Raw genomic sequence first — 15,279 nt, forward strand, 5'->3', positions numbered from 1 at the left:
GTGCAGAAACGTACATAACGTTACTTGCAAGTGTCTCAGCCCTCACGCGGCCTGCGGTAGCCTCTGATCTGCGGGATCACTCCCGGAACAACGACGATCCGCACGATGAGGCGCCGGCCCCGGCAGACACCACTCCCGTACACCATTCGCCACCATCCACCCCACCGCCCATCACCACCACGCTCCAGCCATGACGCTCCTCCTCCCTAGCCTCCAGGCCGAACGCATCCGTCGGTCCATCGTCGACTACCTCTCGACGACCTTCGCCCTCACCGATGCCGAGCCACGGCGCGTGCTCACCGACTTCCTGGAAGACGAGAAGCAGGGAGTCTTCGTCGGCCCCTTCGTCCGCCTGCGCCTGCCCTACCTGGCCGCGAGCGCCCGCCCCGGCACAACCGACCTGGCGCACCCCGCCGACCGGCCCCTCGACTGGGACCCGGGCCTGACCCCCTACCAGCACCAGGAGGACTCCTACCGGCGCCTGACCACCAAGGGCGGCCACCGCCCCGAGCCGACCATCGTCACCACCGGCACCGGCTCCGGTAAGACCGAGTCCTTCCTCCACCCCGTCCTCGACCACGTCCTGCGAGCCCGCGCCCAGGGAGTCACCGGCATCAAGGCCCTCATCCTCTACCCCATGAACGCCTTGGCCTCCGACCAGGCCAGTCGCCTCGCCAGCCTCATCACCAAGGACCCCGCCCTGGCCGACGTGCGCGCCGCCATCTACACCGGGGACTCCTCCGCCAGCCCCTGCAAGCACGTCACCGCCGACTCCCTCATCACCGACCGCTACGTCATCCGTGACAACCCGCCGGACATCCTGCTCACCAACTACAAGATGCTCGACCAGCTCCTCCTGCGCCCCGAGGACCGCGAGCTGTGGCGGGCCTCGGCCGGGTCGCTCACCTACCTGGTCCTTGACGAGTTCCACACCTACGACGGCGCCCAGGGCACCGACGTCGCCATGCTGCTGCGGCGCCTGGGCCTGACCCTGCGCGCCCACTTGCCCGCCGACCATCCCCGCCAGGAGGCCTTCGCCTCTTCCCCTCTCGGCCCCGTGTGCCCGGTGGCCACCTCCGCCACCCTCGGCGACGGCGGCGACCCCTCGCAGATGCTCGCCTTCGCCCGCGACGTCTTCGGAACCGATCTGCCCACCAGCGCCGTCGTCACCGAGACCCGCGCCGACCTCGACCAGTGGGCCGCCACACACCGCCAGGTGGCCGAGTCCAAGGGCCTGGCCGGCCGCGCCCTGCGCCTGCGTTCCCTGCCCGGCGAGAACCTGCAGGCCCTGGCCCACCTCGCCGAGGCCGGCTCCCCGGGCCCCGAGGAGCTGCTCCGCGGCGTCGTCGCCCACCTCTACGACCTGCCCGAAGAAGTGGAGGACACCCTGGACGCCGCCGGCCTCGCCTCCGCCCTCCAGGCCCACCCCGACGTCCTGGACCTGGTGCGCGCCGCCGAGCACTCCACGTCGCTGGCCGACCTCGCCCGGGATCTCCTGGGCCCCATCCCCGAGTCTGGTCTGGCCCGGCGGGTCCTCTCCGCGATCCTGGCGGCCCTGTCCGTCGTGCGCGCCGGACTCGACGGCAACCCCGACCGCAGCGCGGTCAACGTGGAGGTCACCCTGTGGATCCGGGAGGTCACCCGCGTCGACCGGGCCCTGAGCTCCTTGCCCTCCTTCCGCTGGGCCGACGCCGCCTCCGAGCAGACACAGGTTGAGGAGCCCGCGCGCCCCGCCCTGTACTGCCGCTCCTGCGGGCGCTCCGGCTGGGGCATCGTCCTGGCCCCCACCGGCCAGAAGGAGAAGGACGACCAGACCCACGTGCGCCGCGACCGCAAGACCGGCGACCCCCGCTTCCGGGCCCTCCTGCACGCCCCCGGGGAGGACGCCGACTACCGCACCCGCACCGAGGCCGGCGAGATCAACCTGGAGGCCCGACACCCCGGCCTGCGCTGGTACTCCATCAACAGCCGCGAAATCCTCACCCGCCGCCCGGACCAGGAGAGCACCGAAGCCAAGGAGGGCCTCGTCCTGCCGGTCCTCATGCTCACCGGGGACGAGCGCAGCATCACCGAGGACTCCACCAACGACGTCTGCCCCTCCTGCGGCGCCAAGGACTCCATCCGCTTCCTCGGCTCAGCCGTCGCCACCCTCCTGTCGGTGTCCCTGACCACCCTGTTCGGCGACGACGCCCTCGACAACACCGAGAAACGCGCCCTCATCTTCACCGACTCCGTGCAGGACGCCGCCCACCGCGCCGGCTACGTCAACCAGCGCTCCCACACGATGAGCCTGCGCTCGGCCCTGCGCGGGGCGCTGCGAGCAGAGATGCCCATCGAGGAGTGGGCCGAGGCCGCCCTCGACGACGCCCAGGCCAGCGCCTTCGACCGCTACCGGCTGGTCCCCGCGGCCCTGTCTGAGCACCAGCGCTTCAAGCCCTACTGGGACCCGAAGGCCCCCGCCTCCAAGCGCAGCCGCGCCAAGCCGCATGTGCGCCGTCGGCTCCTGTTCGACATCGCCCTGGAGGTGGGTCTCCAGTCCACCTACGGGCGCACCCTGGAGGCCACCGGCTCGGTCACCGTCCACGTCAGCGCCGGGCGCGCCAACGCCCTGGTGGCCCTGGCCCGTCAGGCCCTCGGGACCGACCAGCAGGGCGTCCTCGACGGCTTCAAGGACACCAGCGACGCAGCCCTGCTCGCCTGGGTGCGCGGCACCCTGGAGCACATGCGCCGCGAGGGCGCCATCGACCACGAATGGCTCTCGCACTACAAGCGCGACGACGGCAAGCGCCTGTGGATCTGGTACAAGCGCGACCGCAATCAGGGCCAGCCGGCCTTCCCCACCGGGCGCGCCGCCCCGGCCTTCCCCCAGGTCGGCGGCGGCCTCGACACCCGCAAGTCGGCCTTCACGCCGGTGAGCTCCTCGAAGTCCTGGTACGCCACCTGGGCCCGTAAGTGCCTGGGGGTCGTGCCCACCCACGCCTCCCGCCTGGCCTGCGCGCTCCTGGCCCATTTGGCCGAAGCCGGGATCCTCAGCGTCACCACCACCGACTCCGGCGGCACCGTCTACGGGCTGCCGGCCGGCCGCGTCGTCGTCTCCCCACTGCGTGAGACCACGCGCGAAGCCCTGCTCCTGGTGTGCGACACCTGCCGCACCCAGCTGCCCGCCGCCATCGCCACCGTCGACCAGCTCGACAGCGCCCCCTGCCTGGCCGCCACCTGCCCCGGCCACCTGAGGGCCCAGCCGCACCCGGCCGAGAGCTTTTACCGCAGCATGTACGCCGGGGCTCACGTGCGCCGGGTCGACTCCCATGAGCACACCTCCCTGCTCGACGCCAAGGAGCGCGCCGACGTCGAGACCGGGTTCAAACGCCCCACGCAGGTGCCCGGTGACCCCAACGTCCTCGTGGCCACCCCCACCCTGGAGATGGGTATCGACATCGGGGACCTGTCCACCGTCATGCTCGGTTCCCTGCCGGCCACCGTTGCCTCCTACGTGCAGCGGGTGGGCCGCGCGGGCCGCCGCAGCGGCTCGGCGCTCGCCCTGGCCTACGTTCCCGGCAGGCGCAGCCAGCTCCCGATCCTCGAGGCCCCGGATCGGCTGCTCAACGGGTCCGTCGCGCCGCCGTCGACCTATCTGGGGGCCGAGGAGATTCTGCGCCGCCAGTTCCTGGCCTCCGTCATTGACACCCTCGCCCGCGAGAACCACCCGGCCATCCCCTCCGGCGGCCACGGCGGCGACACCGCGAAGACCGCCCTGGGTGCCACCGGCGAGGGCTCGCTCGTCACCACGCTGTGCGAGCGGATCGAGCGCGACGGCGCCCTGCTGGTGCAGGCCTTCACCGACGCCTTCCAGGATCGCACGCCGGCGCTCGACCGGCTCAGCAGCTGGGTGACCCAGGACGCCGGCGCCGGGCCTCGCGAAATGCTCCAGCGCGCCGCGGCCGAGCACCGCGCCGAGTCCGAGCAGCTCCACCGCCAAGAACGCCAGATCCGTGAGGCCCTGCCCGAGCTCAAAGTCGCCGCCGAGCGCCCCAACGCCACCGAGGAGGACACGCGAGCCCATCGCTCCGCCGAAGGAGCCCGGAAGGCCGCCGAGTCCCGGATCTTCGACCTGGATCGTGAGCACTGGGTCTCGGCCCTGGAGCGCCACGGCATCCTGCCCAACTACACCCTCATCGACGACTCCGTGCGCCTGTCCGCCCGCGTCTCCTGGCGTGACCCGGACGACGACGAGTTCCACTCCGAGCCCTGCGACGTCGAGAGAGCCTCCGTCCACGCCCTGCACGAGTTCGCCCCCGGCGCCACCTTCTACACCCGCGGCCTGGAGATGGAGATCGAGGGTATTGACGCCTCCGACCTGAACAACCAGGCCCAGTGGTGGTTCTGCTGCAAGGCCTGCGGCTACATCGACGTGCGCGAGCCGCAGGAGACCCGGCCCGCCGCGCCCACGGAGTGCCCCAGGTGCCGTGACACCGACATTGCCGAGGTCGGACGGGCCCGGCGGGTCCTGCGCCTGAGCCGGGTCTTCGCCGACGTCTCCCAAGACGACGCCCGCATCGGGGACTCCAGCGACGAGCGGCTCCGCACCCACTTCGAGGTCCTGCCCCTGGCCGACTTCGACCCCACCCGCGCAGTGCGCCAGTGGAACGTGGAGGCCTCCGGGTTCGGAGTGACCCGCTACCGCGGCATGAACCTGCGCTGGCTCAACACCGGGCGGCCCCTGGCCGGCCAGAGCGTCGACCGGGTCTCCGGCAACGCCCTATCCTCGCGGGACTTCCGCCTGTGCGAGGCCTGCGGCAAGCTCGACACAGACACCCGGGCCTCCTCCGCCCGCGAGCACCGACCCTGGTGCCGCTACCGCAGCGACTCCGCCGAGCACGTGATCGCCGTCGATCTCATGCGCGAGCTGAGCACTGAGGCACTCGCCTTTGTCCTGCCGCTGGGTTTCGCCACCGACCGGGTGGGGGTGGACTCGCTGGCCTCCGCGATCCTCCTGGGGCTGGAGATCACCACTGGAGGCTCCCCCGATCACCTGGGCATTGCCTCCGTCCCCCACCCCGTGGCCGGCGGCGCCCCCGGCGAGACCCGCCCCGCCCTGCTGCTGCACGACACCGTGCCCGGAGGCACCGGTTACCTCACCGACCATGACGACTCCAGCCGGCTCTGGAACCTCCTCATCCGCACCGGCCAGCACCTGGAGAACTGCCCGTGCCGCACCGAAGGCAAGGACATGTGCCCGGACTGCCTGCGGCCCCACGCCGTCTCCGCCGAGGTCACCCGCGCCGCAGCCCTGCACGCCATCGGCCAGATCCTGGGACGGGAGGACAACAGCGCCCAGGACACCGAAGGCATGTTCGCCGAGCTCGACCCGGACCTCCCCCAGTGGACAGTCACCGACGAGGCCGTGCGCGCCGGCACCGGGGAGAGCCCCCTGGAGGTGCGCTTCCGCGCCGCACTCGCCGAGCTCCTGAGCAAGAAGATGGCCGTGCGCACCACCAGCGACCCCTCGGGCGCGCCCGCGTTGGAGATCGACGGGGGCCGCTGGCGGATCCGTCCCCAGCTCGACGCCCGAGGCACCCGCCCCGACTTCACCTGCCTGCGCCCCGGCGGCCGCAGTCCCATCGCCATCTTCACCGACGGCCGCAACTTCCACGCCAGTCGCAAGTACAACCGCCTCGCCGACGACGCCGACAAACGTGCACGCCTGCGTGCCGCCGGCTACCGGGTCATCTCCGTAAGCCTCGAAGACCTGGACGGGCCGTGGAACCCGGCCTGGCTGAATGAGGACACCGTCGCCAAGCTCAAGAACGGCTACCTGGGGGCCTCGCGCGCCGGCGGCGTCACCGACCAGGCCATCGACGCCTGGCGCGGCGGGCCGATGGCGCTGCTGGAGACGATGCTGAGCGATGACAACGAGGACCCCGAGGCCAGTCCGACGGCTGCCGCCCTGGCGGCTCTGGCCGACTCCGCCTGGGGGCCGCTCATCGTCGGTGCCTACCAACACTTACCCTTAAGCAGGACCGCCTCCCTGCAGTGCTCCCCGGTCCCAGAGAGTGATTCCGAGGAGGACACCAGACGAACCATGGTGGATCCGCTGTGGGAAGCGCTGCGTGTACTGCGGCCTGAGGCCGAGCTGCCCGAGCCGGCTGGTGCTGCTGATGGCGCAGGCGCTCCTGCGGCGTCGAAGCACTCCGGTTCGGTCTTTACCATCCCCCACCTTGCCCTGGCGGTTCAGCTCACCGGCGCCTCCACCACGGGGATGGCCCTCGTGCTCGACGACTCCGATGAGGCCCTGGGGACTCCCGACCACCCGGAGGCCTGGCTGGCCTGGCTGCGGCTCAGCAACGTGCTCGCCCTGACTCAGGTGCCCGTGGACATCACCACGACCAGCCGGGCTCTGGCCGAGCTGCGCGCCCGCGCCCAGGCTGAGGTCGCTGTGGCGGATGTCGCCGGTAGTCCGGCCGCCATGAGCGATCTCGGTTGGGACGACGTCGACCAGGACCTCACCCCCGAGCCGATCCTGGCCCTTCTGCCCCACCTGGCTGCGGCCGGCCTCCCGCACGAAGGCGACGGCGTCGAGGTCGGCGGCATCATGACGGACCTGTCCTGGGCCGCGCCCAAGGTTGCTGTCCTCGCCGAGCCGCAGGACGGCGACGAGGAGGCCCTGACGACGGCTGGCTGGCGTGTCATCGTCGTCGGCGACGATCCGGCCCGCACCGCCACCGATATCTGCGCGCTCATCCCCGAGCTCCTGGAAGGACACTGACATGGCCACGATCCTGTTGCCCAGCAGCAAGACGAAGGACGCCACCGCCAAGGACCCCTCCCTCAGGGCGAAGATCGGGCCGTTCATCAGCAAGCTGTCCACCATGACCACGAGCTCGGGGCTGCACCTGGAGCCCATTCGTGGGTCACGGGACCGGCGCGTGCGCACCGCGCGGGTCACCGACTTCTACCGGGCCGTCCTGTTCGAGCTCGCTGCCGACGGGGAGGTCGTCTACGTCATTCACGGCATCTGGCCGCATGACGAGGCCATCAAGATCGCCGAATCCGTCACCGTCCACGTCAATCCCCGCAACGGCATCACTGAGGTCGTCAACGTCGGGGACCTCATCGGCCTGGATCCCCGTGCTGTCGAGGAGGCGCGGCGCACAGCCCAAGCCGAACTCGCCGCCGCCCAGCGCGAGGCCGATGAGCTCGCCCGCGAGACGGCCCGCATCCAGGCCGCCAACGCTGAGGCGCGCCGTCGCAACGAGGAAGCCGCCAGAGGAGCCGACGCCGGTTCCGCACCCACCCAGGCACCTGGCACCGAGTCGGTTGGGACGGGGAGCCAGCGGGGCGAAGGAGGAACGGCTGCCGGAGTGGCGCTCGGGGCCGCTGCTGTGCCGGGCGCCGTCGTCGTTCCCAGCCGGGACCAGGCACCGGTGTGGCCCGACGGACTCACCGTGGAGATGCTGCACGACGAGCTCGGTATTGACGTCCGACTCGGTGCGGCGGCACTGGCGGCGCAGCGCGAGTCCCAGCTCCTCGATCTGGCCTCCACCGCCCGGGCGCCCTGGCAGGGCGAGGCGCTGCTCAACCTGGCCACAGGGGCGACGATCGAGGAGATCCGTGAGGACTTCGGGCTGCGGCCCTCGCGCGACGTCGCCGCAGAGCCCACCGACGCCGACCTCATCGCCGGTCTGCGCACTCGCGCGGCACGCTCGACCTTCACCTGGTTGGAAAGTGACGAGGACCTGCGCCGCGCCATTGAGGGGCTCAGCTTCGCCGAGTGGCAGCTGTTCCTGCACCCCCAGCAGCGGGCGCTCGTGGAGCGGCGCGCGAACGGCCCCATGCGTGTCTCGGGCGGCGCCGGAACTGGGAAGACCGTCATTGCCGTGCACCGCGCCGTCGAGCTGGCCAAGCGGGACAAGGTTGACGGGCAGGAGCCGCGGATCCTGCTGACGACCTACACGCGCAACCTCGCCGACGACCTGCGCCGCCAGATCGCCCAGCTCGAACCACGGCTGCCCTTCACTGAGAGGCTGAGGGAGCCCGGAGTCATGGTCAGCGGCCTGGACCGGGTGGCGCGCATGATCCTCCAGCAGGCTGGGGCCAAGATCTCCCCCATCGCCCAGGAGGTCATCGGCCAGCCGCGCGGGCGAGTACTCACCTACCCCAGGGAGAACGTGTGGCAGGAGGTCCTCACCCTCATGGGCGATGAGCTGCCCGAGGGGCTGCGCTCCGCAGACTTCCTGGAGTCCGAGTACGAGCTGATCGTGCTGCCCCAGCGCGTCACGACTCTCAAGCAGTACCTGCGCGTGCGCCGCCCCGGACGGGGAGTGGCCCTGGACCGGTCCAAACGGGCCGCTGTGTGGAAGGCGATGGAGCGCTACCGGGACCGCAGCGCCGACCTGGGCGTGACCTCCTTTGACGAACAGCTCGCGCTGGCCGCCGCCTGGCTCGACCAGGAGGCAGCCCTCGGCACGCCCCGACCTTTCCAGCACGTGCTCGTCGATGAGGCGCAGGACCTCACGCCCTCTCACCTGCAGCTGCTGCGGGCGCTGGTGGAGCCGGGCCCGGATGACCTGTTCCTGGCTGAGGACTCCCACCAGCGTATCTACGGCAAGAAGATCACGCTGAGCCACTACGGGATCCAGGTGCGAGGCAGGTCGCGGCGGCTGACGCGCAACTATCGCACCACCCGTCAGAACCTCGATGTCGCCTTCGGGATCCTCGACCCCGGCACCTATGAGGACATGGAGGGACAGGCCGAGGAGCACCACTACGTCTCACCGCGCTCCGGGCCCGAGCCACTGTTGCTGCACGCCACCGACCGCGCCGACGAGCTGAGCAAGGCCGCCGAGCTGCTGACGGTGTGGCTGGAGCAGGACCGAGACAGTGAGGACAGCGCCCCGGAGAGCATCGCCATCCTCGTGCGTGACCGCTACCAGCGCGACGCCGTCGTCAATGGTCTGGCGCAGCACGGGATAGAGGTGCGCGCCGTGGACCGGGAGGCAGCCGGTCGGGGCAGGCCCGTAGTCATGACGATGCACCGCGCCAAGGGCCTGGAGTTCCGCAAGGTTCTGCTCTTCGACGTCTCGAAGAACGCGATCCCTCGACCACTGCGAGACCAGCAGTACTCCGACGCAGATAGCGACGACGCCCTCCTGCGGGAGCGCTCGCTGCTGTACGTGGCCGCGACCCGCGCCCGGGACCAGCTCGCCATCTCCTGGAGCGGCGAGGCCAGCCCCCTCATCACCGCCCTCGCGCCGTAGGTTGTGGTCTCTCAGCTGCGTTTTCACAAGCCGGGCACCACACCACCACACACCGAGGACGCACCATCGGGCTTGTGGGCTTACACCCCCAGGGTCAGTCCTCAGCCCGTGCGGCGCATCCTCGAGGTTCAGCCGGTCAGGGCCGCCACCCGCGCATCCGTGCGTCCGTCAGGCCCGCCACCCCCGCACATGTCAGGTCTTCTGCTGTCCGGCCCTCCGCGTACGCCCCCGGCGAAGTGCCTGCCCCGACTCACCAGGCGACCCCTCCCCCGCCCCTTCCCAGGAATCCCCGAGCCAGCAGCCCCGCACCCCTGAGAATCCAGTCTTTCTGGAGGAACGTCGGGCCGATATTGGGCAGCATCCGCAGGCTCGCTGAGGGCCTACCGAAGACCCTCTGGGCAATCCCTATGGACTCTTGGACCCCACGTCCAACATGTGGGGTGTGCGTCACCACGACTCTCCCCCAGTGTCCGAATGGTGTTCGCGACCGTTGACGTTGTACGGTTGCCCCACGACATATTTGACCAGGAAGAGCGCGCCCACGTGCGCGCCGTGACACGTTGGAGGGGGTCGAGCCTATGGGGCGCGGCCGTCAGAAGGCCAAGGCAACCAAGGTTGCCCGTAAGCTCAAGTACTTCAGCCCGGAGACTGATTACAAGGCTCTGGAGCGGGAGCTCGTCTCAGCGTCCTCAGGATCCGAGCCTGACGACGAGATCGACTACGAGGAGCTGGCCGCCAAGTATGCCGTCGACGACGATGACTGGGACGAGGGCGGCAAGTAGCCCACCCCAGTGAGGGCCGGAGGAATGCACCTGCCGGCCCTTCCTCGCGCCTACAAACGCGCACGTTGAGGCCGTCAGGCGGCCATCCGTGTCACTCTCGGCGACTTTTCACTCCCGAACCGAACCACCTGTGTCGCATCGACCCAGGTCAGGACGGTGCTGCCCTGACCCGTTTCTCCAGAACCGGCCCGGCGAGGTGTGAATAGTCGCCATCCGTGACACCTCGCGACGCGAACGCCCCGCTGGCACAGCGGGGCGTTCGTGGTTCAGGCAGTCCGGTAGGTGCCGTGGATGTCGACCGCTCCCCCGTCGACGCCCTTCGTGCCGGAGACGACCCGACCCTGGGCCTCATACTTCCCGGCCTCATGCACCTCGCCCAGCACCCAGGCGGGGATGTCGGAGCCCTCGGCGACCCGCAGGACGGCGTCGACCACGCCCGGCTCGACAACGGCGACCATCCCCACGCCCAGGTTGAGGGTGCCCTCGAGGTCCTCCCACGGCACCGAGCCGAGCTCGCGCACGGTGGAGAACACCGGCGGCACCGTCCAGGAGGAGCGGTCGACGTCGGCGATGAGCCCGGCCGGCAGGACCCGGGCGACGTTGGCGGCCAGCCCCCCACCGGTGATGTGGGACAGGGCGTGGATCGGCCCCGGGGCGGCCGGCGAGGACAGGGTCTCCAGCATGGCCAGGCACACGCGGGTGTACAGGCGTGTGGGCTCGAGCAGCTCCTGGCCCAGGGTGCGGCCGAACTCGGGGACCTCACGCTCCAGGCCCCAGCCGGCGTGCTCGATAACGCGGCGCACCAGGGAGTAGCCGTTGGAGTGCAGCCCGGAGGCACCCAGAGCGACCAGGACGTCACCGACGCGCACCTTCTCAGCCCCAAGCATCCGGTCGGCCTCGACGACGCCCGTGGCGGCCCCGGCGACGTCGTACTCGTCGGGGGCCATGAGGCCGGGGTGCTCGGCGGTCTCCCCGCCCAGCAGCGGGGTGCCGATGGCGGCGCAGGCCTGGGCGATGCCGCGCACGATGTCGGCGATCCGCTCGGGGACGACGTGCCCGCAGGCGATGTAGTCGGTCATGAGCAGGGGGCGGGCCCCGACCACGACGATGTCGTCGACGACCATGCCCACCAGGTCCTGACCGATGGTGTCGTGGATGTCGAGGGCCTGGGCGATGGCGACCTTGGTGCCTACCCCGTCGGTGGAGGTGGCCAACAGGGGGCGGCGGTAGTCGCGCAGGGTGGAGACGTCCACGAGCCCGGCGAAGCCCCCGACGCCGCCGACAACGGCCGGGGTCATGGTGGAGGCCACGGCGTCCTTCATGAGCGCGACGGCCCGGTCCCCGGCGGCGGTGTCCACGCCGGCATCGGCGTAGGTGATGGCGGGGGCGGGCTGCTCAGGCTGCTCGGGCTGCTGGGTCATGTGGGGCTCCTTGTGGACTCGGGTCGAAGGTGCGGTGGCGGGCGGAAAGGGCGAGGGCGCAGCGGGCGGCCGGTGCGCATCGCCGACGGCGGACTCGGGCGGACCGGGGCCGGCTGGGGCGCGCGGCGGGCACCGGGGCCCTGGTTAGGTCGTCGATCCCAGGGGGCTGCCGGAGGCCAGGTCCGGGCGGGTGATGCTGCCCGGCGGCACGGTGCGGCCGGCGTCGTCGGCCTCCTCGCGGCGCCGACCGCGGTAGGCGGTCGGGACGCGGCGCACCGGGATGGCGGCGCCCGTCAGGCTGCGCACGGGCGGCGGGATCGGGTAGTCGCCGGTGAAGCAGGCCAGGCACAGCTCGTCGGCCTTCTGACCGCTGGCGGCCACCATGCCCTCCACGGACAGGAAGCCCAGGGAGTCGGCGCCGATGGACTGACCGATCTCCTCCACGCTCATGCCGGTGGCGATGAGCTCGGCGCGGGTGGCGAAGTCGATGCCGTAGAAGCAGGGCCACATGACCGGCGGGGAGGAGATGCGCACGTGGACCTCGGCGGCGCCGGCCTCGCGCAGCATCCGCACCAGGGCCCGCTGGGTGTTGCCGCGCACGATGGAGTCGTCGACGACGACGAGGCGCTTGCCCTCGATGACCTCGCGCAGGGGGTTGAGCTTGAGGCGGATGCCGAGCTGGCGCAGGGTCTGGGTGGGCTGGATGAAGGTGCGCCCCACGTAGGCGTTCTTCACCAGGCCCTGCCCGTAGGGGATGCCGGAGGCCTGGGCGTAGCCGATGGCGGCGGGGGTGCCCGACTCGGGGGTGGCGATGACGAGGTCGGCCTCCACCGGGTGCTCGCGGGCCAGGGCCGCCCCCATCTCATTGCGCGAGGTGATGACGCTGCGCCCGGCGATGCGGGTGTCGGGGCGGGCCAGGTAGACGTACTCGAAGACGCAGCCGGCCCGGCGGGCGGTGGCGAAGCGCGAGGAGCGCACGCCGTCCTCGTCGATCTCGATGAGCTCGCCGGGCTCGATCTCGCGCACGAAGGTGGCGCCGACGATGTCCAGGGCAGCGGTCTCGGAGGCCACAGCCCACCCGTTGCCCAGGCGCCCGAGCACCAGGGGACGCACCCCGTGGGGGTCGCGGGCGGCGTAGAGGGTGCGCTCGTCCATGAAGACCAGGGAGAAGGCGCCGCGCAGCATGGGCAGGACCCGGCGGGCGGCCTGGTGGACGCTCAAGGGTGCCGGCGCGCTGTAGGCGGCCTCGAGCTCGGCGTCGTCGGTGATGCCTGCGGTGAGGATGTCGGCGGCCGAGTCCCAGCCCTCCAGGGCGCCGCGCTCGGAGACGAGGTTGAGCAGGGCGGCCAGGACGGCGGTGTCGGTGGAGGAGCCGCGGCCGAGCTCGCCGCTGAGGTCCTCCCCGGAGGTGGCGTGCACGGCGTCCATGAGCTCGCGGGTGTTGGTGAGGTTGCCGTTGTGGGCCAGGGCGAGGGTGGAGCCGGCCGCCGGGCCGAGCATCGGCTGGGCGTTCTCCCAGGTGGTGGCGCCCTGGGTGGCGTAGCGGACATGGCCGACGGCGATGTGGCCGGCGAGGTTGGACAGGGCCTGGTCGTCGAAGACCTGGGAGACCAGGCCGAGGTCCTTGTAGACGAGGATCTGGGAGCCGTTGGAGGTGGCGATGCCGGCCGACTCCTGGCCGCGGTGCTGGAGGGCGTAGAGGCCGAAGTAGGTCAGGCGGGAGACCTCCTCGCCAGGGGCCCAGACGCCGAAGACACCGCACTCCTCGCGCGGCGAGGGCTCGAGCTCGTCGGAGTGGTCGTCGGGCAGGGCGGTCAGGCCCGGGACGCCGGCGGGCGCTGCGGGAGCCGCAGAGACCTCGGGAGTCTCAGGGGCCGCCGGATCGGGCGGGCTCGGGCGGCTGGTCCGCCCCAGGGGCTCGGAGGAGTCGGCCCGCGGTGTGGGGCGGGCGCCGTCGGGATGGTCGAAGGTGATCTGCGTGGGGTTCTCACCGGTGCGCACACGCACAGTCTGTCACGGTCGGGCGCCGTCTGACCATTGCGTCCGCCGGAGCCGGTCCGTTTCAGGGGTGCTCCGGCCGCAGGAGCTGGAAGCGGATGCCGGAGGCGGGGTCGGCGGACAGGAGGCGGACCCGCACGCGCTCACCCACCGGGAGGCCGCCGTCTAAGGCCTTCTTGCCGGCGCGGATCTCGGTGACGACGGCGGGCTCGGCCAGGACGAGCTCGCCGCGGCCGTCGCGCTCGGAGGTGATGACGCCGTCGAAGACCTCGCCCTCGTGTCCACGCAGGACCAGGGCCTCCAGGGCGGTCAGGGCCCCGCGGCCGATGGCGCGGGCGCGCTTACCGGTCTGCTCCATGACGCCGGGCAGGTCGGGCAACGCCTGGAGGACCCACTCGGGCACAGGCGCCTGGGCGCAGGCGGCGATGCAAACCTCCTCGCCGTAGCGGTCCACGAGTCGGCGCAGCGGCGCGGTGACGTGGGCGTAGCGGGCTGCGATCGCGGAGTGGACGGCCTCCTCGGAGTCGGCGGCCTCGTCGTCGGCGGGGACCCCGACCCCGCCCACCCCGAAGGCGAGGTAGCCCGATCCGCGGAAGAGGGACATGGCCTGCTCCATGAAGGCCGCGTGGGCGGGGACGGCGTGGTCCAGGCTGCGCACGAGCCCGGGGTAGGGCTGGGCGGCCGGCCAGTCGATGCCCAGGGCCGCGGCGACGCGCCGCAGGCGGGCGTAGTCCTCGGGGCGCGCCGGCGGCAGGGTCCGCAGGATGCCGACGCCGCACTCGACCATGATCCGGGCGGCGCACATGCCGGTGAGCAGGGAGATCTGGGCGTTGTACTGCTCGGCGGGCACGGGCACGCGGTAGGCGAGCCGATAGCCGGCTGGGCCGGGGCGCTCGGTGGGGTCCGCGTCCCCCGCATCCTCGGTCGGTGACGCCGGCTCCGTTGCCTGTGTTGCCTCAGCCACCTCGACGACCTGCTCGGGCGTGGTCATGCTGATGCCGCCGCGGGCGGCCTCGCGCTCCAGGCGCAGGCGGCCGATCTCGGCCAGGAGCTCGGGCAGGTCGGCGGGCGCCTCCTGGGGCAGCGCGCCCTGCCCGTCGATGGCGGCCTGGACCTGGGCGTAGCTGAGGCGCGCCCGCGAGCGCACGAGGGCCCGCTCGACGCGGGCGGAGACGACCTCACCGCGCTCGTCGAGGTCGATGGTCCACAGGCAGGCCGGGCGCTCGGCGTCCTGAAGCAGGGAGGCGGCGCCGTGGGAGAGGACCTCCGGGTGCAGGGGCGTGGCGGCGTCGGGGGCGTAGATGGTCTCGCCGCGACGGCGCAGCTCGGTGTCCAGGGCGCCGCCGGGGGTGACGAAGGTGGCCAGGGAGGCAATGGCGTAGTGGACTCGGTAGGCGGCCGACGGCTCGGGGGCGTCCCCGGTCCCCACACCGGCCTGTGCGGGCAGGCGCTCCAGGAGCACCGCCTGGTCGAGGTCCATGGAGCCGGGCGGGTCGATGGTGACCAGCTCCAGGTCGCGGGCATCGCGGGCGCCGTCGGCCAGGAGACGGGCGGGGCCGTCCTGGGCCCAGGCGCCGGCAGCGGCCTCCGCCTCGGCGAGGGCCTCGGGCGGGAAAGCGGCAGGCACCTCGTAGTGCGCGCGCAGCGCGTCCAAGGTCCGGGCGACCTCGGCGGGCGGGGCGGTATAGGTGCTCAGGCGCATGCGACTCATGGGACGAACCTACCGGCGCCGGCCCTCAGTGCAGTGCCCAACGGGCGCGCACAGCCCCAGCCCACCCCCACACATCGACCAAAACTTCAGAATCGACGGTGGGGTCAGGT

General features: G+C 71.8%; 6 protein-coding genes. 3 read left to right on the forward strand and 3 right to left on the reverse strand.

Annotation, left to right across the window (positions count from 1 at the left end):
- The first annotated feature begins 190 nt into the window (after window positions 1–190).
- The 3 genes from HMPREF3165_RS04360 (at window position 191) to HMPREF3165_RS04370 (ending at window position 10,039) form a co-directional block, all read left to right on the forward strand.
- Window positions 191–6,766 (forward strand): DEAD/DEAH box helicase, encoded by a 6,576-nt coding sequence (locus tag HMPREF3165_RS04360; RefSeq protein ID WP_070511105.1) that lies wholly within the window; start codon window positions 191–193, stop codon window positions 6,764–6,766.
- 1 nt (window position 6,767) lies between these two features.
- Window positions 6,768–9,257: a UvrD-helicase domain-containing protein gene (locus tag HMPREF3165_RS04365; protein ID WP_070511107.1), complete on the forward strand. Its 2,490-nt coding sequence runs from the start codon at window positions 6,768–6,770 to the stop codon at window positions 9,255–9,257.
- 578 nt (window positions 9,258–9,835) lie between these two features.
- Window positions 9,836–10,039, forward strand: a complete 204-nt coding sequence (locus tag HMPREF3165_RS04370; RefSeq protein WP_003781441.1) for a DUF3073 domain-containing protein — start codon at window positions 9,836–9,838, stop codon at window positions 10,037–10,039.
- A 266-nt stretch (window positions 10,040–10,305) separates the two neighbouring features.
- On the opposite strand, the gene purM is transcribed toward HMPREF3165_RS04370, so the two are convergent.
- The 3 genes from purM to HMPREF3165_RS04385 all read right to left on the reverse strand — a co-directional run bounded on the left by purM (window position 10,306) and on the right by HMPREF3165_RS04385 (window position 15,169).
- Window positions 10,306–11,460 (reverse strand): phosphoribosylformylglycinamidine cyclo-ligase, encoded by a 1,155-nt coding sequence (purM, locus tag HMPREF3165_RS04375; protein ID WP_070511109.1) that lies wholly within the window; start codon window positions 11,458–11,460, stop codon window positions 10,306–10,308.
- Between the two features lie 144 nt (window positions 11,461–11,604).
- The gene (gene purF / locus HMPREF3165_RS04380; protein ID WP_141745007.1) at window positions 11,605–13,461 is read right to left on the reverse strand and encodes an amidophosphoribosyltransferase; all 1,857 of its coding nucleotides are present in this window, start codon (window positions 13,459–13,461) and stop codon (window positions 11,605–11,607) included.
- A 61-nt stretch (window positions 13,462–13,522) separates the two neighbouring features.
- Entirely contained in the window at window positions 13,523–15,169 is a 1,647-nt protein-coding gene (locus HMPREF3165_RS04385) for an RNB domain-containing ribonuclease (protein WP_070511111.1), read from the reverse strand.
- Window positions 15,170–15,279: the final 110 nt, after the last annotated feature.

Origin of the sequence: Actinomyces sp. HMSC08A09 (assembly GCF_001807465.1) — a bacterium.
Lineage (GTDB): Bacteria > Actinomycetota > Actinomycetes > Actinomycetales > Actinomycetaceae > Actinomyces > Actinomyces oris.